At 53.2% G+C, this 23,542-nt stretch carries 18 protein-coding genes and 7 pseudogenes; 5 read left to right on the top strand and 20 right to left on the bottom strand.

Going from position 1 to position 23,542, the window contains the following annotated elements:
- Nucleotides 1–364 precede the first annotated feature (364 nt).
- Nucleotides 365–1,930, top strand: a complete 1,566-nt coding sequence (locus HLB35_RS07815; protein ID WP_171702132.1) for an ATP-binding protein — start codon at nucleotides 365–367, stop codon at nucleotides 1,928–1,930.
- On the opposite strand, the gene HLB35_RS07810 is transcribed toward HLB35_RS07815, so the two are convergent.
- Nucleotides 1,855–2,412 carry a type II toxin-antitoxin system YhaV family toxin gene (locus tag HLB35_RS07810; RefSeq protein ID WP_171702131.1) on the bottom strand — a complete coding sequence of 186 codons (558 nt, stop codon included), beginning with the start codon at nucleotides 2,410–2,412 and terminating at the stop codon, nucleotides 1,855–1,857. The two genes, HLB35_RS07815 and HLB35_RS07810, sit on opposite strands and share 76 nt — an antisense overlap.
- Entirely contained in the window at nucleotides 2,409–2,741 is a 333-nt protein-coding gene (locus HLB35_RS07805) for a type II toxin-antitoxin system PrlF family antitoxin (protein WP_171702130.1), read from the bottom strand. The genes HLB35_RS07810 and HLB35_RS07805 overlap by 4 nt, the downstream gene beginning before the upstream one ends.
- Before the next feature lie 260 nt (nucleotides 2,742–3,001).
- Between HLB35_RS07805 and HLB35_RS07800 the strand changes: the two are divergent.
- Nucleotides 3,002–4,014 (top strand): annotated as a pseudogene (locus tag HLB35_RS07800) (GSU2403 family nucleotidyltransferase fold protein).
- A 303-nt stretch (nucleotides 4,015–4,317) separates the two neighbouring features.
- Here the strand turns inward: HLB35_RS07800 and HLB35_RS07790 are convergent.
- From HLB35_RS07790 to HLB35_RS17115, 4 genes are all read right to left on the bottom strand, one after another.
- Nucleotides 4,318–5,289 carry an ImmA/IrrE family metallo-endopeptidase gene (locus tag HLB35_RS07790; RefSeq protein ID WP_216601434.1) on the bottom strand — a complete coding sequence of 324 codons (972 nt, stop codon included), beginning with the start codon at nucleotides 5,287–5,289 and terminating at the stop codon, nucleotides 4,318–4,320.
- A 73-nt stretch (nucleotides 5,290–5,362) separates the two neighbouring features.
- Complete coding sequence (locus HLB35_RS07785; protein ID WP_235937036.1) at nucleotides 5,363–6,247, bottom strand: RNA-guided endonuclease InsQ/TnpB family protein; 885 nt, start codon at nucleotides 6,245–6,247, stop codon at nucleotides 5,363–5,365.
- Nucleotides 6,248–6,260: 13 nt separating this feature from the next.
- Nucleotides 6,261–7,063 (bottom strand): IS5 family transposase gene (locus HLB35_RS07780; RefSeq protein ID WP_171702127.1). Its coding sequence is split into 2 segments (ribosomal slippage): nucleotides 6,261–6,727 and nucleotides 6,727–7,063, totalling 804 coding nucleotides; the frame shifts between segments, so codons are not numbered across the junction.
- A 33-nt stretch (nucleotides 7,064–7,096) separates the two neighbouring features.
- Nucleotides 7,097–7,489 (bottom strand): hypothetical protein, encoded by a 393-nt coding sequence (locus HLB35_RS17115; protein ID WP_235937035.1) that lies wholly within the window; start codon nucleotides 7,487–7,489, stop codon nucleotides 7,097–7,099.
- Between the two features lie 368 nt (nucleotides 7,490–7,857).
- On the opposite strand from HLB35_RS17115, the gene HLB35_RS07770 reads away from it, so the two are divergent.
- A complete protein-coding gene (locus HLB35_RS07770) occupies nucleotides 7,858–8,253 on the top strand; it encodes a hypothetical protein (protein ID WP_171702126.1) in 396 nt (131 codons plus the stop codon).
- Between the two features lie 11 nt (nucleotides 8,254–8,264).
- The gene (locus HLB35_RS07765; protein WP_171702125.1) at nucleotides 8,265–9,266 is read left to right on the top strand and encodes a site-specific integrase; all 1,002 of its coding nucleotides are present in this window, start codon (nucleotides 8,265–8,267) and stop codon (nucleotides 9,264–9,266) included.
- 171 nt (nucleotides 9,267–9,437) lie between these two features.
- Here the strand turns inward: HLB35_RS07765 and HLB35_RS07760 are convergent, their stop codons facing one another.
- The 14 genes and pseudogenes from HLB35_RS07760 to HLB35_RS18825 all read right to left on the bottom strand — a co-directional run bounded on the left by HLB35_RS07760 (nucleotide 9,438) and on the right by HLB35_RS18825 (nucleotide 22,174).
- The gene (locus HLB35_RS07760; RefSeq protein WP_171702124.1) at nucleotides 9,438–10,604 is read right to left on the bottom strand and encodes a nucleotide sugar dehydrogenase; all 1,167 of its coding nucleotides are present in this window, start codon (nucleotides 10,602–10,604) and stop codon (nucleotides 9,438–9,440) included.
- Between the two features lie 21 nt (nucleotides 10,605–10,625).
- A complete protein-coding gene (locus tag HLB35_RS07755; protein ID WP_171702123.1) occupies nucleotides 10,626–11,621 on the bottom strand; it encodes an NAD-dependent epimerase in 996 nt (331 codons plus the stop codon).
- A gap of 25 nt (nucleotides 11,622–11,646) precedes the next feature.
- A pseudogene (locus HLB35_RS07750) lies at nucleotides 11,647–12,857 on the bottom strand (DegT/DnrJ/EryC1/StrS family aminotransferase).
- 25 nt (nucleotides 12,858–12,882) lie between these two features.
- A pseudogene (locus HLB35_RS07745) lies at nucleotides 12,883–13,505 on the bottom strand (acetyltransferase).
- A complete protein-coding gene (locus HLB35_RS07740) occupies nucleotides 13,453–14,097 on the bottom strand; it encodes a sugar transferase (RefSeq protein WP_328731317.1) in 645 nt (214 codons plus the stop codon). The pseudogene HLB35_RS07745 and the gene HLB35_RS07740 overlap by 53 nt, the downstream one beginning before the upstream one ends.
- Nucleotides 14,091–14,581, bottom strand: a pseudogene (locus tag HLB35_RS18305) (glycosyltransferase). Before HLB35_RS18305 ends, HLB35_RS07740 begins: the two are co-directional and overlap by 7 nt.
- Before the next feature lie 146 nt (nucleotides 14,582–14,727).
- Nucleotides 14,728–15,261, bottom strand: coding sequence for a glycosyltransferase (locus tag HLB35_RS17105; protein ID WP_235937033.1), 534 nt, complete (start codon nucleotides 15,259–15,261; stop codon nucleotides 14,728–14,730).
- Between the two features lie 155 nt (nucleotides 15,262–15,416).
- The gene (locus HLB35_RS07730; RefSeq protein WP_171702122.1) at nucleotides 15,417–16,415 is read right to left on the bottom strand and encodes an IS5 family transposase; all 999 of its coding nucleotides are present in this window, start codon (nucleotides 16,413–16,415) and stop codon (nucleotides 15,417–15,419) included.
- Between the two features lie 138 nt (nucleotides 16,416–16,553).
- On the bottom strand, nucleotides 16,554–17,729 hold the full coding sequence (locus HLB35_RS07725; RefSeq protein WP_171702121.1) for a glycosyltransferase family 4 protein: 1,176 nt from the start codon (nucleotides 17,727–17,729) through the stop codon (nucleotides 16,554–16,556).
- 391 nt (nucleotides 17,730–18,120) lie between these two features.
- Nucleotides 18,121–19,710 (bottom strand): annotated as a pseudogene (tnpC, locus tag HLB35_RS07720) (IS66 family transposase); the annotation flags it as partial.
- Between the two features lie 56 nt (nucleotides 19,711–19,766).
- Nucleotides 19,767–19,973, bottom strand: a pseudogene (gene tnpB, locus HLB35_RS07715) (IS66 family insertion sequence element accessory protein TnpB); the annotation flags it as partial.
- A gap of 227 nt (nucleotides 19,974–20,200) precedes the next feature.
- Nucleotides 20,201–20,350, bottom strand: a complete 150-nt coding sequence (gene tnpB, locus HLB35_RS07710; RefSeq protein WP_171702119.1) for an IS66 family insertion sequence element accessory protein TnpB — start codon at nucleotides 20,348–20,350, stop codon at nucleotides 20,201–20,203.
- 32 nt (nucleotides 20,351–20,382) lie between these two features.
- Nucleotides 20,383–20,703, bottom strand: a complete 321-nt coding sequence (tnpA, locus tag HLB35_RS07705) for an IS66 family insertion sequence element accessory protein TnpA (protein ID WP_171702118.1) — start codon at nucleotides 20,701–20,703, stop codon at nucleotides 20,383–20,385.
- Between the two features lie 356 nt (nucleotides 20,704–21,059).
- Nucleotides 21,060–22,174 (bottom strand): annotated as a pseudogene (locus HLB35_RS18825) (ISAs1 family transposase).
- Here HLB35_RS18825 and HLB35_RS07685 point away from each other — a divergent pair.
- Nucleotides 22,116–23,372, top strand: coding sequence for an ISL3 family transposase (locus tag HLB35_RS07685; protein WP_171702114.1), 1,257 nt, complete (start codon nucleotides 22,116–22,118; stop codon nucleotides 23,370–23,372). The pseudogene HLB35_RS18825 and the gene HLB35_RS07685 overlap by 59 nt on opposite strands.
- The last annotated feature ends 170 nt before the right edge of the window (nucleotides 23,373–23,542 follow it).

Below are 23,542 nucleotides of genomic sequence, written 5' to 3'. Positions count from 1 at the left end.
AACTCAGCTCTGAGCCGCTGCAGGTGACGCTTCAGCCACCGGGTAATGATCTTGTCGATCCGTTCCTTATTCGGGTCGGCCTGAATAATCGCAACTACCCGATCCACGGCCTGTTGCACCCCTTTTCTATCCGTCGACGCATTCTCGATGCTGAACACACCGCTCAACGGTGTCTGACGTTAGTTCAGTTCTTCATCAGTATAACGTCCCTCATCAACAAAATAGTAACCCGGCAACCTTTCAGATGTGAAAAAACGCATGCAAAGGTTTGATCTTAAAAGTATTGCCAGAAGCCTATTTGATTGCCGGATGAATAAGCTAGTATGTATCGAGCCGTTTCCTTCTCTGAGCCTCAGGAAATCCTATGTCCTCGGTCCAACATCGCAAACTGCCTATCGGAATTCAGACCTTTTCGGATATACGTGAAGGGGGCTACTACTATGTCGATAAAACGCCGTTCATAGAGACACTGGTCAACCAGAACAAGTATTACTTTCTCTCCCGCCCGCGCAGGTTTGGCAAGAGCCTGCTGCTCGACACTCTGCGCTGCTTGTTCGAGGGCCGCCAGTCGCTGTTCGAGGGACTCCACATCCACGACGACTGGGATTGGCAGCAGACTCACCCAGTGATTCGTCTGAGCTTTGGCGATGGCATGCTCACCAGCCGCGATGCTCTCGACATTCACACCCACGAACTACTCAATGCTCAAGCTGAGGCGCAAGGCGTCTCTCTACGCAACACCTCCATTGCTGGCCGCTTTCGGGAGCTGATTCACCAAACCCACCGGCGCCATGGTAAACGGGCAGTGGTGCTGATCGACGAATACGACAAACCGATTCTGGATAATATCCTCGATACCGACCGGGCGTGTGAACTGCGCGAGGGGCTGAAAAATCTCTACAGCGTGATCAAGGACGCTGATCCTCACCTGCATCTGGTGCTGATCACTGGGGTGTCCAAGTTCAGCAAAGTAAGCCTCTTCTCGGGGCTGAACAATCTTAACGACATCACCTTGGATGCCCCCTTCAGCACGATCTGCGGCTATACCGATGCCGACATTGACACGGTATTTGCCCAGGAGCTGCCCGGCCTGGATCGTGACACCATCCGCACCTGGTACAACGGCTACCGCTGGGGCAGTCCTGATGTGACATCGGTCTACAACCCCTTTGATGTGCTGCTGTTGCTGCAAAAGCGTAAGTTCGGTCCCTACTGGTTCGAAAGTGCCACGCCCACTTTCCTGGTGAATATCCTCAAGCAGCGTGGGGTCTTCACGCCTCAGCTGGATCAGTGGGAGACAGAGTACGAGCTCCTCAATCAGTTCGACGTCGATGACATCAGCACCGACGCCCTGCTGTTCCAGACCGGCTACCTGACTATCAAGGATGTTCAGGAGCCTATGCTGGGATACCGTCAGTACACTCTGGGCTTTCCCAACCGTGAGGTAGAGACCAGCCTGAACCACGCCTTGTTGCCGTCATTGGGAATGAAAAACGCTCCTCACCAGCGCCGTACACTATACAAACACTTGCATCGCCATGACCTGGTGGGCCTGGAAGCCCATCTAAGGGCACTCTACGCCGGCTTGCCCCATGATTGGTACCGCAACAACCCGATTGCCAAATATGAAGGCCACTACGCGAGCATCTTCTACAGCCACTTCGCCGCTCTGGGGCTCGCCGTCACCGTAGAGGACGCTAGCCACCACGGCCGGGTGGACATGACCGTCGACTTCGGCGGGCACCTTTACCTGTTCGAGTTCAAGGTGGTAGAGCAGCTGCCCGAAGGAAAAGCGCTTGCGCAGATTAAGGCCAAAGGCTATGCCGATAAGCACCTCGCCAGTGGTAAGCCTCTTCATTTGATCGGCGTTGAGTTTTCCAGCATTGAGCGCCAAATAGTGGCGTTTGACGTGGAAACGCTGCTGCCTTGACTGCTTGAAAAAACTGAACAAATAATTCTGAAATTACTCCGCGATGCATGCCATAGTGAGTCCCAGCTATCGGGTGGGTTGCCAGCGTCCAGCATCTTACGAAAAACGGCGTAAGCGTCCTGTTTGCTGCCATACGCCCGTTTGGTGGATTCATCATTGACCCACGCGTAGATCAGGATTTTACTCGCCGTATCAAACCGAAAAAAAAGCCGGTACTGCTGGTAAAACTTGGCGCGGTACCAGTGAGCTCGGTCACTGCCCAGTGTATTTCCCTGCCGGAACGCTGGGTTAGTGGGGTCCCTTGGAATATCCTCAAGCGCCAGCTTGGTAATCGCTGCCAATCGCTTGGCGGGCGCTTTCTTCTGATACCCGCCAGGGTCTTTGGCTTTCTGCTGCTGAACACGCTCGGTCAAGGCCGCCACTTGTTCCAGAAACAACGGATGGGCAAAGAGCGTCCATCCGTTAATGTTAAGCGGACTCATTCGTCATCATCATCTGGCAGAGCTTCGTCGAGATTTACTACCATGCCCTTGGTCAGCCGTTGAGCTTCAGCAAAGGTGTCCGCGGTCACCGGGCGAATCAGGCCAGGGTTTCTTAGCGTGTCACGCCCCAGAAAGGCCAGAAACTCACTAATCACTGGGTCTTCCGCCCGAGTCTCACCTGCCCTAGTCAGCACTACCTCGCCGTTCTCTCGAACCGAATAATGAATGCGGTCACGCTTACCCAGATTCAGTACACGGCGGATCGAGGCCGGCACGGTGGTTTGGTACCGATCCGTCAGGGTGGAATCATCTTCAATCGCAGGAATCATGTCATCACCTCTCAAAACAATGCACAAAGTAATGCACTTGCATTGTTAGGTCAAGTGTCGCCCGTGACTGCTCCCGCCCGTCGGGCAAGGCTTCCCACGTCTCAGGAGCCTCCGGCTGGGCGATACCGGCACTCTTTAACTAAATCTCCTGGCGTTATTTGATAGATTTAGTTAAATTACCCAGAAGCGCGTCAAACCCCTTCCTGAGTCGCGAAGCGCGAAGCGCGGATGTCAACGCAAAGACACCAGACGGAGGCTATATGGTGTACAGCGCATATCAGCCGGAACAAGCCAAGATCGTGACCAACACCCACCAACTCTTTGGGGCTCTGGAGGCGCTGCGCAGCCAGGCACGCCACGTCGAAGGCTCGATGCACTGGAAGGGCATTGCTGGACGCGAGTACCTATATCGCGCCTACTCCCATGGCAAGAATCACTCCCTCGGCCCACGCTCGGCAGAGACCGAATCCCTCAAGGTGTCGTTCGATGAGCGCAAAGCCACCCATAAGGCCCGAGAAGCCAGTCTCAAAGAGCAACTGTCACTTCATGCGGCTTACGTTCGAGCCAACCGGCTTAACCGCTTCCCTCGGACGGCCGCCCGAGTGATTCGAGCACTACAAGTACAACAGGTGCCCTATCGAATCATCGGTACCAACGCGCTCTATGCCTTTGAAGCCAGGGCTGGTGTCTTAATCGAACCTGAGCACCTGGCTACGGCAGATATTGACGTACTAATGGATGCACGCCAAGGGGTCAGAATTGCTGCACAAGTTAAGCCGGAGGGACTTCTTTCGCTATTAAAACGCACTGACCGGAGTTTTGAGCGGCTCTCGGATGCAGCCTATACCTTCTGCGCTGCCAACCAGAAGGGTTACCGTGTCGACTTCATCACACAGGGCAATAGCGACCCGCTACACATCAACGACTTTGAGCGACTGCTCGACAGTGATGACTTAACGCCGGTCACCATCGAGTCTCTGAAATGGCTGGTGGCCTCCCCCATTTTGAGGCAATCGTCTTCGATGATCGCGGCATGCCGCTACGCTTGGCGACCGTTGACCCGCGCGCATTCGCTCTGCACAAATGGTTTACTAGCCAACGCGCCGATCGCGATCCCGTAAAACGACAGCGGGATGCGGCTCAGGCCCGGCTAGTGGCGTCTCTATTGCACTACAACCTTCGTGACCTAGCGACCACAAAAGCGGTGTCTCGCGCCTTCCCCAATATTGTGCGGCAGGATGCAAGCTCTCAGCTTGATGATTTTGATGTATGAACACCTGCGTTTCTCTATTGTCGTCCTGCACGTCGATAGGCCTCATGGAAGTATGGGCTGTCTCCCCAGGCCTGGACCTGGCAGGGAACCTTGTTGCTACATGTCGTCAAATTTATAGAACAGAAAGCCTGATGCCCGGATAATGGGGTTTCAACACCAACACCATCCGGTCATGGGCTGTCATGGGCTGTCATGGGAATAGTCAATACAGTTTTACACAAGATATCCAGCTTCATCGAGGCTCCTTTTCCTTGGAGTTAAATAGAATCCGTTGTGAAGCCCGCATCACCGTCAGGTTTCTCTTCAGGCCTTGCGCCCAACCTGCCTGTGCAGCCAGCTCTGTTCCCTCTCTAACAGCGTGGTATAAATGTCTGAATTAATAATTTGCCAGCAGATCAGCTCATTACTGACTGTATACATCTCTAGCAAATCAGCAACAGCGTCTTTCAGTACCACGGCGTGCCGCACAGCGTCCGAGGCCACATATCTGGGCAACAAAAGCTCCGCAGCAAATGCTCTTGCTCGTTTTTCCAGACGCTCTGGCGTATTACCATTCAAAACTTCAGCAACAGGCAATGCGCCCTTTCGATCCAAAAGCAAGTGGCAGATTTCATGGGCAAGCGTTGAATTCTCACCATGAACATGAGCCGGTGTGCTTTCAGCAGATTTGTTCACCAAAATTGCGGGGCCATGGAGCCTTCCCCAACAGGCAAGAGCGTCCAGCTTGCTCTCAGGCATTTCAAAGCTCTGGATTTGCACACCCCAGGATTTTAGCAGTTCGGCCGGTTTAACAACGTCACTTTTACCTAGCCCAAGCTGTCGGCGAAGCCAGGCTGCTACCCAATAGCCTTGGTCATAGGGTTTACCAATTTCCATGAAATCCTTAACCAAGGTATTGGCTAACGCGTCCAGTTCATCAGTGGAGTTCTTACTTAGATTACGAATCAAGCCAAAGATCTGAGTTTGCTCCTCTGGAAGAAGCACTCCAACCGTCATCCGAGCGGCTGCAACTAACTCGCTATCTGCGAAAGGCCTACCGGGTTCTTGCTCCCAGAACTGGGCATCGTTTGCAGGATTAAGACACTCCAGAGTTTCAAGAGTTTCAGAAGAAAGCCCTGTTAACAGCGCTGACACTCCCCAATGAAAGGGACTCCTCCCCTCCTGAAGCTTCAACGAGCTACATTGATAGTGAACACATACATCAATGGGAAGAGGGGAAGAGTCATGCATCAGCATACGGTGATTGGGATTGATTTGGCAAAGCGTGTTTTTCAAGTGTGCATCGTCAATACACGTGACTGCTCCCCACCCTAAGCGCTGACGCGCCACGGGCGAGGCTTCCAACTTCTTAGGCAGCAACCGACGCGTGGCCGGATTGACGCATGCCTCCGTTGGCAGGAACCGACAGTCCTTCGGCTCGTAGTTTGATAATGCCCTGCTGGCGAATGTTGATCGCGGCGTTAATGTCACGGTCAATGCCTTTTGTGCCGCAACCAGGGCAATCCCAGGTGCGAATGCTGAGCGGCATCTTATCGACCTTGTGGCCGCAGCCAGCACAGGTCTTGGTGCTGGCAAACCACTGGTCGATTTTGACCAGGTGCTTGCCCTGGGCGTCTGCCTTGTACGCCAGCTTTTGGATCAGGCCGTACCAACTGGCATCGGCAATGTGCTTGGCCAGCTTGCGGTTTTTCAGCATGTTTTTGACTTTCAAGGTCTCCACCACCACCGCTTGGTTATCGTCAATGAGTTGTCGAGACAGCTTGTGCTGGAAGTCAGCACGGGTATTCGCCAGACGCTCGTGCGCCTTGGCGAGCTTGAGCCGTGCTTTCGCACGGCCTTTGCTGCCTTTCTGGCAGCGGGAGAGTGCTTTCTGCTTGCGGCGTAGGTTGGCGCGCGCCTGCTTGAGGAAGCGGGGGTTGGCCGTCTTGTTACCTTCCGAGTCGATGGCCAAGTGTGTCAGCCCCATGTCCACACCCAGTACGGTGCCCACTGTTTGCAGCGATGCTGGGGCTTCCTCTCCGTCATCGACCAGCACCGAGGCGTAGTATTTGCCGGTGGTGGTGCGGGTCAAGGTAATGCTTTTCAGCGTGCCGGTGATGTCACGATGGATACGCGCTTTAATCGGCGTGAGCTTTGGTAGCTTGATCTCGCCCTGACCGAGCTTGATGCCAGTACAGTGATAGCTCGATTGCTTGCCGTGCTTGCGCTTGAACCTCGGATAGCGAGCAGGCAACTTAGAACTCATTTCAAAACTGTCTTTTGAGACGATTAAAACAAATCAGCGAACATCCGATTAACGTGAATGCATAGTGTATATCGGTTCGCCGCTCGTACCGTGTTGCAAGTCGTCTCATCTGCTCCAACCAGGCAAAGGTGCGCTCAACTACCCAGCGATGACGCCCCAAGCGCTGCGTGTCTTCTACACCACGTCTGGCTATACGCGCTTGAATATGCCGTCGGCGACAGGCACGACGACAGCGTGCAAAGTCATAAGCCTTATCGGCGTGAAGCTTGGTGGGCCTTTGACGTGGGCGACCAGATCGACCTGCAACAGGTTTTATCGTATCCAATAGAACAGATAAAGGAATGCTGTCATGCATGTTGGCACCTGATAGAACAACTGCCAAAGGGGTTCCTTGTCGGTCAGTCAGAAGGTGCCGCTTTGTGCCGGGTCGTCCGCGATCCGCTGGGTTTGGCCCAGTGGCAGATCCCCTTTTTTTGCCTTGATGGAAGCACTGTCCATGCAGGCACGGTCCCAGTCGAGTTGTTCGGCTTCCTGTAAATGACTTAGCAACGTCTGGTGAAGCTTTTCCCAGACGCCGGCGTCGTGCCAATCACGCAGTCGTCGCCAACAGGTTACACCGGAACCGCATCCCATTTCCTGTGGCAACATCTCCCAAGGAATGCCTGATTTGAGTACAAACAGAATGCCTGTCAATGCGGCACGATTAGAAATACGTGGCCTACCACCTTCGTGCTTGGGCGGTTCAGGTGGTAAAAGCGGTTCAACAATGTTCCAGAGCTCATCAGGTACGATTTTCTTAGCCATAATGGATCGAGCTTAGGATATTAATGCTTGATTTCAAGGGTTTTGAAATAAGCTCTTAGGGTCAAAGAAGTTCTGGAAAGCCTGATCGAGGTTAATGCAGGCTTGTTGCAAGGCAATCGAGTCAAAATCCTTGAGCCAGTAATACTTGCGGGACTTCTTCGCTACGGCCAGCAGCGGCTTGAGGTCTTTTGTGGCGCGGAGTTTGGTGCCATGCCGCTTGTACTGTGTGCTGATGATATGCAATAGGAACCAGACCACCGGGCGACCGGTGATCACCCGAAAGGGAATCCTCTTCCTGAGTCGCGTCAGCGCGATGGGAGGGGAGGATGTCAAATTGCGTTGGTGGATAATCGTGCGACCGGGTTGACGCATGAGCATCACATCACAGGCCGTAAAGAAGCACGCCAGTATGGCAGCATCGCCCAACTACTCCGGCACCCCGCCGTGCAGTATGCCCGGGTGGTACGCGAACAAGCACCTCAAGACCATATGTTGTCGCTAGGCATCGCGCGGTTAAACGCCCTTCGCCAGGATGATCCAAGTGCGGCGGGATTGGTTGTGGCCTCCAGTATCACTCACGCTGAAGACATCGCACAGCAACTCGAAAGCGCGGGTCACGACGTATGTTTGGTGACCAGCCAAGAGCCGAGTGCTCATGCCCGGCTGGCTGAGTTTCGTGGTGCAACGACGCCGTGGATTGTGTCGGTTGGCATGGTCTCAGAAGGCGTTAACCTTCCCCGACTGCGGGTCTGTTGTTACCTAAGTCACGTCCGCACAGAACAGTTTTTAGACAGGTGCTGGGCCGTATTATGCGTCGCCAGGGCGATGGGGATGCCACCTGCTATTTTTATGCGTTGAATGAAACGCGGTTGCGCCGTTTTGCGCGACGCTTAACCAATGACCTCCCGGATGATCTGGCGAAGGTAATGCCCGTCGGCAACACCGCCAGAGCCACCGACGCGCAAGACACGGCAGCAACAGGCACAAAGGCAACCGCTGATGGCGATGATGACACATCGGCTGACTCACCTGTCGCCACAGGCGATATCGGTGACACGGTGAGTTCAGAGTCTAACGTAGCCATTAGCTTTAATGAGACGACGACGCAACAAGCCGTTGCCATGAGCGCGGATGTCGCCTTTTCTGACGCATTCTTTGAGCGCCTGGTCGCGCTGCAAATAACAGGCTGAGGGAGGTCAATATGCGGAAACGTTCAACGCCACCGTCCACACCGGTATCTCAATCGCATGGCCAAAATACCCAGGGTGAGTTCGCGGTTGATACTGTTGGGCTCTCACGAGATGCGCGACGCTTGCTCTCCGAAAGTGTGTCGCCCAATACCGTGCGGGCGATGCGGGCCGATTTGAAAGTGTATCAGCAAGCTGGGGGCTGTTTACCGGCAACGGAGACAGAGATAGTAAACTACCTGTCGGCGCAAAATGCCCTGGGAAAGGCGCCGGCCACCCTCGTACGCTATGCTAATTCGCTGCACATGTGGCATCGCTATCACGACCTGCCGTCTCCGGTGAAGACCATAGCGGTGCGCAGTGTCATCCGAGGGATCAAGCGCAGCCGCGATATGCGTCAAGCCTCGGCGCCGGCGCTACGACTAAAGGAATTGCATGCGCTGCTGGATAGCCTGGATCGGGAGACGCTGTATGGATTGCGCGATGCCGCCATGTTCGCCCTGGCGTTTTACGGGGCGTGTCGGCGCAGTGAAGTCGTAGCGATCACCGTTGATGATATTGAGTGGCGGCCAGAAGGTATCATCGTGACGGTGCATCACAGCAAAACCAATAAATCGGGCCGTGTGGAAACTAAAAGCATTGTGCGGGCCTCCGAAAAGGCACGCTACTGTCCGGTGCGGCTACTGGAAGCGTGGCTGCAGGCCAGTGACATTCGGCGCGGCGCGATCTTTCGGGCGGTGAGTCTGGCCGGTCGGATAGGCGCGGGACGCTTGTCGGCTCAGAATATCCATGTGCGTATGCAAAAAGCCCTTGAGACAGCCGGGTTGGCGGCCAAAGGCTATAGCCCGCACAGCTTTCGGGCCGGGTTTATTACCGAGGCGCACCTGCGCGGTCGTAGTAATGTGCAAATCAAGCGGGTGTCGGGACATCGCGATCAGCGCACGTTTGAGCAGTATATTCGGATTGCGGATGCCTTCGAAGACAATGCCAACGATTTCTTTTCGTTGGATGAATAGCACCTGACGGCCGGATTCTTTGCTCCGAAACCGAAAATAGGTAGGCGCTAGACACAAAACGGGCCATGCCAATTTTTTCTTGGTATGGCCCGTTCTCGACTCTGGTGAGCTAATGGCTGAACCACTTCATGACATCTTGATAATGTCGTATTTCGCGCGATTATTACCTTTTCAATCGCTTCCGAACAGATCTCGGGTGTAAACCTTGCTCGCGATATCCTCAAGCTCTGGCGCCATACGATTGGAGAGCACCACATCCGCTTCCTGCTTGAAGGCTTCCAGATCGCGCAGCACGCGAGAGCCGAAGAAAGTCTCCTCTTCCAGCGCCGGTTCAAATACGATGACTTCAACGCCCTTGGCTTTGATGCGTTTCATTACCCCTTGCATGGCGCTGGCACGGAAGTTGTCGGAGCCGGTTTTCATGATCAGCCGGTAAACACCCACAATCTTAGGCTGGCGCTTGAGTACCTGCTCGGAAATAAAATCCTTGCGGGTGCGGTTGGCATCCACAATCGCCTGCACCATATTGCTGGGCACATCTTCGTAGTTGGCCAGCAGCTGCTTGGTATCCTTGGGCAGGCAATAACCGCCATAGCCAAAGCTCGGGTTGTTGTAGTGCTTGCCGATGCGCGGGTCCAGCCCTACCCCTTCGATGATCTGGCGAGTATCCAGCCCGTGGGTTTCGGCGTAGGTATCCAGCTCATTGAAGTACGCCACCCGCATGGCCAGGTAAGTATTAGCAAACAGCTTGATGGCCTCTGCCTCAGTGCTGTTAGTAAACAGCACATCAATATCCTGCTTGATGGCGCCCTGCTTCAGCAGTGCCGCAAAGGTTTCCGCCCGATCAGAGCGCTCACCGACAATAATCCGCGATGGGTGGAGGTTATCAAAAAGCGCCTTGCCCTCGCGCAGAAACTCCGGCGAGAAGATCAGGTTGCGGGTGCCAAAGCGCTCGCAGGCCTCAGCGGTATAGCCCACCGGCACGGTGGACTTGATGACCATCACCGCATCAGGATTAATCGCCAACACATCCTCAATCACCGCCTCAACGCTTTGGGTGTTGAAGTAATTGGTTTTAGGATCGTAATCCGTGGGTGTGGCGATAATGACAAAATCAGCATTCTGATAAGCAAGCCGTTTATCCAGCGTCGCAGTAAAACTCAGCTCGCGGTTAGACAGAAAATCACTGATCTCGGTATCTTCAATCGGTGATATACCCTGGTTCAGCAGATCAACCTTCTCCGGCACGATATCCACCGCCACCACGTCATTATGCTGAGCCAGCAACATGGCATTGGAAAGCCCAACGTAGCCGGTGCCGGCAATAGTTACTTTCATCTTGCATCCTTTCATGACAGCTTAAATTTGATAGAAGTTTCGATACCATTCAACAAAGCGAGCGACGCCTTCTTCAATGCCTACCTGTGGCCGATAACCGGTCGCATCAAACAGGGCTTCTGTATCCGCCCAGGTACGTGGCACATCACCTGGCTGCATTCCGCGAAAATCACATTTAGCGTCACAGCCAGTCGCGCGCTCAATCGCCCGGATAAAATCCATCAGTGCTACGGGGCTGCCGTTGCCAATATTATAGAGGGCATAAGGTGCTGTGCTAGTATCTGGCGCCGAAGTACTGTTGCCTGAGGCAGGTATAACGTCGAGGATCCGCACTACTCCCTCGACGATATCATCGATATAGGTAAAGTCGCGTTGCATATCGCCGTGGTTATTTACCTGTATAGGCTTACCTTCCAGTAGCGCTTGAGTAAACTTGAACGGCGCCATATCCGGTCGGCCCCATGGGCCATAAACAGTGAAAAATCGCAGGCCAGTTGTAGGCAGTTCGTACAGGTGCGAATAAGTATGCGCCATCAACTCATTGGCTTTCTTGGTCGCAGCATACAGGCTGATGGGGTGATCGACGGCATCGTGAGTCGCAAAGGGTACCTTTTCGTTCATGCCATAAACCGAACTGGAGGAAGCGTAAACCAAATGCTCAATGCTATGACGACGACACCCCTCTAGGACATTCAGGTGGCCCACCAGGTTAGACTCAGCATAGGCGTGCGGGTTATCCAGTGAGTAACGTACCCCTGCCTGGGCGGCCAAGTGAATAACTCGATCAAATTGTTCAGCTGCAAACAATGCTGACATACCTTCGCTATCTGCAAGATCCAGCTCGATAAAGCGTACATCATCACATTTAATCAGATCGGACAAACGAGCATGCTTCAGTGCTACATCGTAGTAGTCGTTGAGATTATCAATACCTACTAAGTCATGACCCTGACCGGCCAGACGCTTAGCGACAGCATGGCCGATAAAACCAGCCATGCCGGTGACAAGGAGTTTCATACCATTCCCTTTACGAAGCATTAGTTTAGCGTGCAGCATCCTGCATCACGTCTTTTAACACCTGACACATCTTATCAATTTCAGCGTCAGTCAGCGTTGGGTGACATAAGAACATCAGGCTTGTTTCGCCTAGCTCTTGTGCGATGGGTAGCGACTTTCCAGGCCGCCAACCGGTGCCATCAAAGGCTTTTTCGCGATACACCTCAGAACAAGAACCGGAAAAGCACGGCACCCCGCGAGAGACGATTTCATTCATAATACGGTCGCGGCTCCAGCCTTCTGCCAACTGCACGGGTTTGACGAACACATAGCATTTATAAGCCGCATGTTCACAGCCAGATGCATGGGTACAGCCGTTGGCACAGGCAGCGCGGCAACGGAATTCAGGCACATGCAGGCCCGCACATTCACTGGCTGCCTGCCAGATGCGCTGCGCATGCGCCTGGCGGGCGGCCTTCCACTCCGGCATGCGTTTGAGCTGAATACGCCCGATCACGCTCTGCATTTCGGTCATTCGCCAGTTGGTGCCAAAGCTTTCATGCAGCCAACGAAAGCCCGGGGGATGGTCGCGTTCATACACTGCTTCCCAGCTTTTACCGTGATCCTTGTAGGCCCACATGCGCCGCCACAGAGCTTCGTCATTAGTGGTAACCATACCGCCCTCACCGCCGGTGGTCATGATCTTATCCTGGCAAAACGACCAGCAGCCCACATGACCAATGGCCCCCAACGAGCGCCCCTGGTAACGCGCCCCATGGGCCTGAGCGCAGTCTTCTATCACGTAAAGGCCGTGCTCTTCTGCCAAGGCCATAAAGCCCGCCATATTGCAGGGCCAACCGGCCAGATGAACGCAGATAATCGCCTTGGTGCGTGGACTAATCACCGCGCGAACCGTATCTGGGGTAATGTTTTGGCAGTCTCTGCCTACATCGGCAAATACCGGCGTAGCACCCGCAGTCACAACGCTGGAAACCGATGCCAAAAAGTACGAGATGTGACAACCACTTCATCACCTGGGCCAACGCCCAGACCCTTCAGGGCCAGATCCAGCGCGACCGTGCCGTTGGCCAAGGCAATGGCGTAATCCGCCTGCGCAAAATCAGCAAACTCACGTTCAAATTCACGCCCTTGCTGGCCCGTCCAATAATTGACCTTGTTGGAGAGCAGCACATCGCGCACAGCATCAGCTTCTTCCTCAGTAAAGGAAGGCCAGGGAGAAAAAGGTCCGTTCAGCATGTAAAACTCAACTTGATGAGAAGTTTCAGGATTTTAAAGGTCTGGCAGGGTTGCCCACCACAACAGCATTGGCAGGCACATCTTTGATGACTACTGCCCCCATGCCAACGGTGGCATATACACCTACCTTGCATAGCTGCTTTACTGTCGCGCCGGCACCCACCCAAGCAAAGGCATCCACCTGAGCGCCACCGGCTAAAACAGCATTAGGACTAATGTGGGAGAAAGCACCCAACATGCAATCATGCTCGATCACAGCGCCAGTATTGATAATGCAACCATTACCCACTTTAGCGCAGGCATTAACCGCAGCGTTAGGGAACACGACGGTGCCACAACCAATATCAGCGTAAGCACTAACGTCGGCGGAAGGGTGAATAAGGGAAACCAAGGGGGCACCAGCCGACTCAAGCTGGCGGTGTCTTTCAGCGCGTATGCGGTTACTGCCTATTGCTATCACTACCCCGGCGTAATCAGCCAAACAGGATAAAAGCGAATCAGTGTTACCGCATACAGGCCAAGGCCCATTATTTTCACGCGTTGGCCAAGCATCATCAAAAAAACTAGATGCTGCCAGCCTGCTTTTTCTGCCGTATCAGCGACGACCTTGCCATGCCCACTGGCTCCCAGAATCGCTATCGGTTTCATTTATCGTTTCCAGTAAACTTGGACATAGTGACTCCCCCTTCCCCACTGATACCATCCCGCACCACGACTTTTTAACTGTCAGCAGCAGGATCTTGATATCCAACCAGAAAGACTGATGATCAACATACCAGACATCAAGTTTGAATTTTTCATCCCAGCTAAGCGCGTTACGGCCATTAATCTGTGCCCAGCCCGTTACCCCAGGGCGCACCTCGTGGCGGCGATACTGTTCTTTAGAGTACAACGGCAGATACTCCATCAACAGAGGACGTGGGCCGACCAGGCTCATCTCACCCTTCAGTACGTTCCACAACTCTGGCAGCTCGTCCAGACTGGTGGACCGCAAAAAACTACCAAACGGTGTCATCCGTTGGTCGTCGGGAAGCGGATTGCCTTTCTTGTCGAGCGCATCCAGCATCGTGCGGAATTTAATCATTTGGAACGGCTTGCCGTCCTTGCCAGGGCGGGTTTGGCGAAATAATATAGGGAAACCGAGTTTTCGGCGGATCTGGATGGCGACCACGAAAATAACGGGTGACAGCACGAGCAGGCAAAACGCCGCTCCCAGTATATCAAAGCCCCTTTTCAACATTTCGAGCTAATCCCCATTGCTTGCAACATTACCTCGTTAACTTTATGAACATCGTACTTTTCCTCAGCGATTTCACGAGAACGCTTACCCATTTGAGGAATCAGCTCTGGGGCATCAAAAAATTTTTGCATCGCCTGAGACAGTGCCTGTACTGATTTAACTGGGACCAGAAAACCGTTATCACCGTCAACCACAGTTTCACGACAACCAGGAGAGTCCGTGGTAATGATTGCACGCCCCATAGCCATAGCTTCAAGAATTGTGCGGGGGTACCTTCTGGATAATAAGATGGGAGCACATAGACCGATGCACCCTCAATCGCAGGACGAACGTCATCTAGCGAACCCAAATAATCAATAATACCATCCTCTTGCCACTGCTGGACTTCACTCGCACTAACTGAATCCGGGTTATCATCCAAGCCGCCAACCAACCGAAAAATCACCTGCGGATACTTCCCGCGGATTATTTTTGCTGCTTCCACATACTCTCTTACACCTTTTGCACCTAGTAAGCGCGCAATCAAGAGAAAGCTCACTTCGCTTTGAGGTAATGGCACACACTGAAATTTCTCTGTATCAATGCCTGACCCGTTAACAACAACAGTTCGAATATGTCTCGGAATCACATTCAGTTTACGCAACAATGACTCATCATCTGGGTTCTGTAAAAGACAAGTTCAGCACGGCGAAGGGCTACACTATAAAATGAACGCCCTACGCTCTGAATTAGGCGCCCTTTCAGTGAAGAGACCGAGGCAAAAGCGTACCCAAGCCCAGTTATTAAAGCGAAACGGTGAGGCACCCGACTCAACCAAGCGGCGAAGGTTCCGTAAATAACTGGCTTAATAGTATAGCTAAGCACGAAAGTTGGCCGAACTTTAAGCATCAAGCGCACGAGATTGAAAAAGCCTAACAAATCTTTTAATGGATTAAGGCCCGCACGCTGCAGCGGGACATTGTGGGAAACAACACCCCAGGACGATAATTCGTTGACAACGTCTGTATTCGCCAGAAGACATGGCGCTGCAGCATGTACTTCAAGTCCTGAGTTCCGTAGTGCTTTAATTAATGAACCGCGGAAATTAATTAAGGACCTGTCAAGCCCAGCTAAAACCAAAACTTTAGCACGTTTGCCAGTGGAATTAGAAATAAAAGACTGCAAACTATAATCCTCACCTTCTAAGGAAACGCTGAACAATTCGTCGCTGAGCAGCTGATACGCTCAGCGCAGCAAATTCGAGCTCAGCGGTCGATTTCTGACCACCTCAGGTGGTCTATTTTCCCTGGCAGCCGGCTTATCCGGCTACCAGGCCAGATTCAAGACGGACTGGCCCCGTCAACTCGGCCTTTACATCGCTTAGCCAGCACCATATTAGCCAGACTGAATAAGCTGAACAGCTGTGCCTGGTTCTTGGCCAGCCCCTTGTAGCGCACCTTCCGGTAGCCGAAGAGGTTCTTGATGACATGAAACGGATGCTCAACCTTGGCACGGATGCTGGCTTTGGTCTTCTCGAATTCCAGCAGCAGCGTTTTCATGGGGCTGTCGTCCATCTTCTTGATGGTGCCGCGTTTGGCGGCGACACAGCACCGGGAATCCGGAGCATCCTTCTCTTCATCCAGGTAGCCCCACATGCCGGTGTAGCCCGCATCACCGTATACCCGCTTGTCGTCATCGCGGACCAGGTGGCTCGTCATGGTGACATCGGCGACATTGGCCGAGGTGGCGGCAACACTGTGGGTCAGTCCGGTGACCGCATCGACACCGATATGGGCCTTCATGCCGAAAAACCACTGGTTGCCTTTCTTGGTCTGCTTCATTTCCGGGTCACGCTGCTTAGCCTTGTTCTTGGTGGAGGGTGCGGCGGCCACAATGGTGGCGTCGACGATGGTGCCCTCGCGCATGAACAGGCCCTGCTCGGCCAAGTGGGCGTTGATTTCCTCAAAGATTCGTTGGGTCAGGGCATGCTTCTCCAGCAAATGGCGGAAGCGCAGCAGCGTGGTCGCATCCGGCACGCTCTCGACGGCCAGATCGATGCCGATGAAGTCGCGCATGGCTTGGCTGTCGTAGATGGCATCTTCCAACGCCTCATCGGCGAGCGCATACCACTGCTGCAGGAAGTAGATCCGCAGCATGCGCTCCAGGCCAATCGGCGGCCGGCCTCGTTTGCCTGCCGAGTTCGGAAAGTAGGACGGCGCCAGTGCCTCGATCAGCCGCTGCCATGGCACCAGGGCATCCATCTGTGCCAGGAATCGCTCTCGGCGGGTGACCTTCTTCTTGTTCTGGTGCTCAGCCTGGGCGAACGAGATCTGCTTCATCGGATGGCTCTGTCAGACAGTGGCGGGATGGTTAGATTCTACCCTATCGGTGACGATCAGGCAGCTACGGTGGGATTTGTGCAGCGTTTCCCTAACATTCAGGTTTTAATGGGAATTGAGGGCTGGAAAAATCATTTATTAACCAGCATTAGATTCAACAATAATCTGAGAGTATGCGTGGCCCCAGCTCCTAGTTGAGAAATATTTCTCTGCGTAGGTCGATGCAGCAACGCCAATTTTAGTGCAACTTTGGGGCCTCTCCATACAGTACCTAATCTGTTTAGCCCAATTACATGATGAATTCAACGGTAGGACCCATCCCGTTTCTCCATCTACAACAATTTCCGGCATTCCACCATTGTCGCTCACCAACACCGGCAAGCCGAGGTACATGGCTTCCTGTACTGTGTTCGGCACACCTTCGTCCTTTGAGGGCATAACCAGAAGGTCTGCCTCCGCCATCAGAGCATGAACATCCGTGCGCCAGCCACACAGTTCTACCACCGACCCAAGCCCCGTTTCCTGAATACTAGATTTAACCTGCTCCACATAGGCTTGGTCGGAAAGGCCACCAGCCAATAGCACTCGCACTTTGCGAGAAAGGTCTTCAAATGGAAGTTGCTTCAAGGCATCCAGCAGAAACATTTGATTTTTACGATCACAGACTGTTCCCACCTGCAAAATAACAAAGTTATCATCTTCACTTTTACAGCGTTTTTTTCGCATTTTATATGGCGAGGCAAGTGCCAAAAGGTTGATTCCGGGAATTATTGAATGAAACTTATATCGGTAATGGTGAGCCAACTTTTGCCCGAAAATTCCGTCTGGAGCTGCACGGTATTGAAACACTACCGCCTTGGATGCCCACAACCCGAAACGATGCAGCCACCGAACCAGCCCTTGAGACGGAAGCTCGTAATCCACATCCCAAATTAAAGGCCGCCTGGAGAGCATCGCGCCAAAGCCAGCAAAAGCGATACCTTTACTGGCCCGTATCCAAACAACATCAGCGTGAGAGGACCTCACCCTCCAACAGAAAACCAGATTTTGCAGTAGTAAAGAAAACGCCGTAAGCAGCCTGAAAAATAGTCCACCACCAAATAAAGCACTGCCACGGCGCTTCAAAACACCAATCGGCGAAATTTCCTGCACCTCAAACGCCAGTTCTTTTGCTGCGAGAGATAGCTCAGATTCTGCATCGCAGGCAATACAAACACCAAAACCGTGCTCACGCAGAACCTTAGCCAAGTTTAACAGCCTTCTTGGCGCACCGGTCAAACCACCAGGGGTGGGTAGGTATAAAAGGACTTTCATTTATTCACCAGTAATGCTTATAGAAAAGTAACGTAACCGTCACTAAAACGACCCGTGTACCTAACCATATTTAGCCCTGAGGGATCCCCACAAATATTTCAATAAAATTAGCAGGTAATGTTGAAGGAGCCTGCATGAGTCGGCATGTTGTTAATCGCCAAACAAACAATATGCCTAGTACTACAGCCGTAGCTATTGAGCTGATCGTGCAGATAATTTCAGCTGGAGATGCTGCTTCTGACAGTGGTATTGCCACGCTTTGTACTGGTGCTTTCGTCGCCAGTCTGACCAATGAATGGCATGGGACAAGGCTTGAGAGCCCTTCAATAGCCCTTTGTGTATGGTAAGCGCCCTTAAATCGACACACTTGATTTAACGGTGTTCTTTCACTTTTTTCGACAGGCGCCAAGTTCACGTTCCAGGGCAGCAGTGTTTCCAGTGCCTCCAACGTATCAGCGGTGGCGATGTGCTCCAGCACATGATGGATATAGGCAGCAGGCTCCAAGCTATTGGCTTTTGCCGTTTCGATAAGCGAGTAACAGGTGGCACTGGCGTGCGCTCCGCGGGAGGTATCCGCGAACAGCCAAGCTCTTCGACCAACGGCAAACGGACGGATGGCGTTTTCTGCCAGAACGTTACTGATGTTCAGGTCGCCGCGGGCACAGTAGCCGATGAGGAAGTCCCATTGGTTCAGCGTATATTCCATCGCCTGACGCGTCAGGCTGCCTTTCATGACGCGGGTAACATTAGCCTCTAGCCAAGCCTTGAAGGCCTCAAGACGCGGAAGGCTCAGCTCATGGCGGACACAGTAGCGTTCCGCTTCGCTGAGATCCTTGATCTTCCGTTCGATGGCGTAGAGTTTGTTGATATGGCTAAGCCCTACCTCGGCCTTGGCCGGCGTGGCGCTCTTGCCTTTCGCGTTGACCTTGGCTGCCTTAGACGCCTCCACGAACTTGCGTCGCGCATGGTCCCAGCAGCCAATGCGGGTAATGCCGTTGGCACGGCATACCTGGCCGTAACCGGCGTAGCCATCGGCCTGCAGGATCCCTGAAAAGTCGTCGAGTAGGCGCACCGGCACGCTGCCGCCGCGGGACGGGTCGTAGGCAAAGAGCACCGACGGTTGATCCGGTGGGCCACCTCGGGTGACCCACATCCATTTATCTGACTGATCGGTCTTGCCGTCTTCCTTGAGCACTTGCAACCGCGTTTCATCGGCTTGGAGATACGCGCTGCTGTTTTGCACTTCGCGCATCAGCGTGATCAAGGGCGTGAAGACGTCATTCAGGCGGATGATCCAGTTGGCCATCTGCGTGCGGCTAACGGCGTGGCCTAACCGCTTGAACATGCCTTCCAAGCGGTACAGCGGCAAACCGTCGGCGTACTTGGAGGTGATCACGTACGCTAGCAGTGACGTCGACGCCGTGCACTTGCCTAGCGGATGAACCGGACGCTCCGCAGTGAGGAGATGGTCGTTGCCCTCAAGAGGGAACACCGCTTTTTCCTGCCAGTATTCGAGGACTTTCAGCTGCGCGGGGATGAACTGAAGCTCTTCTTTTACCTTGGCGAAGAAGGTCTTGGTCGCCCCGACTTTTTCTTCTTCGCTGAGCGTAAGCTCAATACGCTCACGGACCAGAGTGTCGGAGAAGCCACGTTGGCGACTCTGACGTGAGGGACGCGGCGCGTCTTGCTCTTCGACATCATCGGGTAACTGATCGCGTAGCGCCTCGATGTCAGCTTCCAACTCCGTCTCATCGAACAGATGAGCCTGGTTCGCAGACTTTTCACTGCGCGCGGCGAACTGCTGAATGCGCTGCAAGCGCAGCTTCTCTTCGAGCAATTGAATATAGAGATTACGCTGCTGTAACGCCGTCTGTTGAGCCGTCACCTGTTGCTGAAGCCCCGCCACAAGAGCCACTACCTCAGCGGCGGAGAGGCCACTGAGATCAGGCAGTTGGGAGGAGACTTCGGGGTGCTTTTTCATGGGCCAATGATACCAGATTCGATGTGTTAAAGCACTGAAAATAAGAGCTTTATGGCCTATCCGCCGCTGTCGTAATGCAGTGTTTTATGGCCGCGCATCAGGGTGATATCGTAGCCATCCAACAGCCAGTTGATCTGCTCGCCAGTCAACGCCATAACGTCATCCGAGGGGCCGGGCCACTTGAAGCGCTCCTCGGCCAGCGCCTTGTAGTAGAGCACGAAGCCATTGTCTTCCCACATCAGGCACTTGATTTTATTTCGCTGCCGGTTAGTAAACCTGCCTTATTCATCGAAAATCACAGTCAAAAAATAAAACTATAAAATCAATGTCTTATGCTACTTATAGGCGTTTTATTCGATTCACCCACTGGGTGAGTCCAGCCTTAGACGCTTACTGTATGTAAGCCTATGATTTTTCTCTGGTATGCTTTGATTCATGCTTTGTGCCATGAATTATGTAAGCCTATGATTTTTCTCTGGTATGCTTTGATTCATGCTTTGTGCCATGAATAAGGCAGGGTAAAGGCATACAGCGCCCCGCTAAAGGGGTTGTGTCCCAGTTCTTGCTCCACCAGTAACGCCAGGCCGTTGGCTTGCTTGCGAAAATCGACCGGTGCGCGGTACAGGTAGATCTCGGGCATTTCCCACGCGGGGCGTAAATAGCGCGGCCGCTTCACAGTTGCCTCAGGATATCGCCCAGTAACGCCACGTTGCCCGCGTGCAAGCCCGTGATCGTGATACCGCCGGGCAGTGATACCGCAAGCCCCGTGGAATCTATTTCTTTTGCGGTGCCGGTATTGGGATACGCAACGGTGGCAAAACCGGCGGCTGGTTCTTTTGTTGCCGATGCGCTGGCCAAGAGCTTTTGACGCCAGTAAGAAAACTGATGGTACGTTAGCGCTTGTTGCTTGCAAAACGCCATGCCGGACAAGCCAGAGGCTTGCCATTCGGTTACTTGTTGCTGCCAATATTGCTCACGCTCTTGATGCGTCATGACACCACCTCAAAAAATCTGATGGCATCAGTGTGAGGGGGTAAAAGCGAGAGTGGTAGATGCCGGTTTAAGGGCGCTTACTGTGTATGGACTCCTCCTCTATTGCCAGCACTTTGTTCAATGGCATAAAGGTACGACTGCCTACGTGTATTTGGTCTCGTTAATGATGCTGTTTAACAGACATCGAACCCTGATGGGCTATCCGCGCACTAGTTTCCAATCGCTTACACGAGCTCAAGGCTCTCACCCTTAAAGGGGTTTCCTAGTGCCGGTTCGACCTGTTTGCCATCAATCAAAGTGCCACGCAATCGCGGTGTGGAAGGGCCTCCAAAAACAGGGCAAACGCATGAAAGATTTCAACCAGCCAATATCGTCGCTAAATAGCTTTCATCCAATGCTGCTTTTTTCTGCTTTCGGCGTATACCACCTTTAAAACTTGTCTCCCCCTTGAGGTAATTCAAGGCAATGTGACGAACCCTGGCAAGGTTCTCAGCCGCATAACCTCGATGGATTTTGCAAGCATCTTCTCGTAGGGCGAAATCCAGTGACCAGTGCAACTTATTTTCCACGAACCAATGCTGGCGGGCCGCTTCAGCCAGTTCTTTAGCACTCAATTCTGCTGAACTAATGTAGTAGCGCAACGTTGGCTCTTCTGGCGCCTGACCGGCTTCAGTACGAAATGACATCACCACACCCACTGTTTTCAACCCCGGCCACTCGTAGCTAAGATCTTGAAACTCTTGAGTGAATTCACTGGCAAAGTGATAACGCGTTTACTGACGTCCCCGATTTTTCTCATCGGTCACATAAGCATCACCTTCAAAACTAATCAGCTCATTCATTGGAAATGCCTGTTCGAAGGCTTGCATCAATTTGGGCTGGTTATCTTTGACAGCAAGCAGGTAATCAGCCCCTTTGTGGAGCACTTTTGCAGCTACTTTTTCTGGCAACCCATCGCGTCAATCGTCACCAGGCAGCCTTGTAGATTTAGGAGCTTGAGCAGCTCGGGTATCGCGGCAATCTCATTAGATTTCTGTGCCGTTTTCACTTGCCCTAACACAACGCCATTAGCCGCGCTGAAAGCACTCACCATATGGATCGCGCCCTTCTGCTTTCCTCGGCAATAGGAGCCCCGCAGTGTCTTACCGTCAATGGCCACCACTGCACCCTGAGTTACGTCGTGGCAGGCTTTCATCCATTCGGCAAAGGCTGTCTGAAGCTGTTCTGCATTGATCAGTGCCATGACACGCGCCAACGTATCTTGACTGGGAATACCGCCGCTAAAATCACCGTATTGTCTGAGAAAATCAAGCTTTGAGTGGCAAAAATCTTCTATTTCGTCCCATCCCTCGGAGCCACAAATCACTGCACATAAGCCAGAATATTGCCTCCATATTAGCAGGAGGTACGACATGGACGGCACCCAGATTTTAACACTCGGCCTTGGCCTGGAAGCGCCCTGGATTCTCAAGGATCAGCATCTGGATACCGCTGTGTCGCCTCACCGCTTAGAGCTGTATGTCGAGGCGGAGCGTGGCAGCCTCTATCCCTGTCCAGAGTGCGGCAAGGCCTGCCAAGCCCACGACTTTGCTGACAAAACCTGGCGACATCTGAACTTCTTTCAGCACCATTGTTACTTGCATGCTCGTGTCCCTCGTACAAAGTGTCCTGAACATGGCGTCAAACGCATAAAGGTGCCCTGGGCGCGGCCCGGCAGTGACTTTACCCTGTTGTTCGAGCAGGCGGCCATGTCGCTCGTCAAGGAGATGCCAGTGCTGGCTGTCTCCCGGCAGTTGGAGATTTCCGATAAACGACTATGGCGCATCGTGCATCACTACGTAAACCGCATGCTGGGAGAGCTGGATCTGTCCAATGTGACCATGGTTGGCGTGGACGAAACCGCGTCCCGACGCGGGCATCGTTACGTCACCGTGTTCCTCGATATGCAGCGCAAGCAGGAACCGGTGATTTTCGCTGTTCCAGGCTGCGGCAAGGACACCCTCAAGGCGTTCAGTGCCTTCCTGGCGGCTCATGGTGGCGATGCGGACAATGTGGTCGAGGTTGTCTGTGACATGTCACCCGCTTTCCTTAGTGGCGTCACCGAGTTTCTTCCCAAGGCGGAGGTAACGGTCGACTGGTTCCATATCGTACAGACCTTCACCAAGCGGCTGGACGAGGTGCGCAAGAAAGAACGCCGCGAGCAGAAACACCCCAAGTCGCTGCGCTGGGCACTGTTGAAGAGCCTGGAAAATGAGCACTATACACTTAAACAGATATCGGCACTTCAGGAGCTGGTTGCCGATCAGAGCGCCACGGCCGATGCTTGGGTGATCAAGGAAAAGTTAACCTGGATCCAGAAAGCGTCAACGCCCAGGGCAGCGCGTTGGCGGATCACGAACTACCTAAAAATCATGAAAGCAGCAGTTTCTGAGAAGCCTCTACTGAAGCCGATGGGGAAAGCGCTGGAGACACTTGAGCGACACGCTAAAGCGGTCGTCAGGCGCTGGCACTCGGGGCTGACAAACGCGCGACTAGAAGGAATGAACGGTCTGTTTCAAGCGGCTCGTTCACGTGCACGGGGCTACCGAAATGAAACTAATTTCATTGCTATGATTTATCTGCTTGGAAGTCCGGTGGGCCGCCTGCTTGATCAGGCCAAATCCAGATGAAGCCAAATCACATAAGCTTTGATTCATGCTTTGTGCCATGAATAAGATGACGAAGAGCCATAAAGCAATAAAAGACGTTCACCGATGATAACGTTCCAACACTGCTGCCACTGAGATCAGGCAGGCGCTTGTTCGTCGAGTCGCAGGCAAGCAAGGCCACCATTTATCAG

This window comes from Vreelandella azerica, from assembly GCF_013112225.1.
Taxonomy (GTDB): Bacteria; Pseudomonadota; Gammaproteobacteria; order Pseudomonadales; family Halomonadaceae; genus Vreelandella; species Vreelandella azerica.
This window is presented reverse-complemented; position numbering and strand designations above follow the sequence as displayed.

What these genes read in the sequence shown, in the direction of transcription:
- HLB35_RS07815 (WP_171702132.1), top strand. Translation starts at nt 365, where the DNA reads ATGTCCTCGGTCCAACATCGCAAACTGCCTATCGGAATTCAGACCTTT.
- HLB35_RS07810 (WP_171702131.1), bottom strand. Translation starts at nt 2,412, where the DNA reads ATGAGTCCGCTTAACATTAACGGATGGACGCTCTTTGCCCATCCGTTG.
- HLB35_RS07805 (WP_171702130.1), bottom strand. Translation starts at nt 2,741, where the DNA reads ATGATTCCTGCGATTGAAGATGATTCCACCCTGACGGATCGGTACCAA.
- HLB35_RS07765 (WP_171702125.1), top strand. Translation starts at nt 8,265, where the DNA reads ATGCGGAAACGTTCAACGCCACCGTCCACACCGGTATCTCAATCGCAT.
- HLB35_RS07760 (WP_171702124.1), bottom strand. Translation starts at nt 10,604, where the DNA reads ATGAAAGTAACTATTGCCGGCACCGGCTACGTTGGGCTTTCCAATGCC.
- HLB35_RS07755 (WP_171702123.1), bottom strand. Translation starts at nt 11,621, where the DNA reads ATGAAACTCCTTGTCACCGGCATGGCTGGTTTTATCGGCCATGCTGTC.
- HLB35_RS07740 (WP_328731317.1), bottom strand. Translation starts at nt 14,097, where the DNA reads ATGTTGAAAAGGGGCTTTGATATACTGGGAGCGGCGTTTTGCCTGCTC.
- HLB35_RS07730 (WP_171702122.1), bottom strand. Translation starts at nt 16,415, where the DNA reads ATGAAGCAGATCTCGTTCGCCCAGGCTGAGCACCAGAACAAGAAGAAG.
- HLB35_RS07725 (WP_171702121.1), bottom strand. Translation starts at nt 17,729, where the DNA reads ATGAAAGTCCTTTTATACCTACCCACCCCTGGTGGTTTGACCGGTGCG.
- tnpB (WP_171702119.1), bottom strand. Translation starts at nt 20,350, where the DNA reads ATGCCCGAGATCTACCTGTACCGCGCACCGGTCGATTTTCGCAAGCAA.
- tnpA (WP_171702118.1), bottom strand. Translation starts at nt 20,703, where the DNA reads ATGACGCATCAAGAGCGTGAGCAATATTGGCAGCAACAAGTAACCGAA.
- HLB35_RS07685 (WP_171702114.1), top strand. Translation starts at nt 22,116, where the DNA reads ATGGACGGCACCCAGATTTTAACACTCGGCCTTGGCCTGGAAGCGCCC.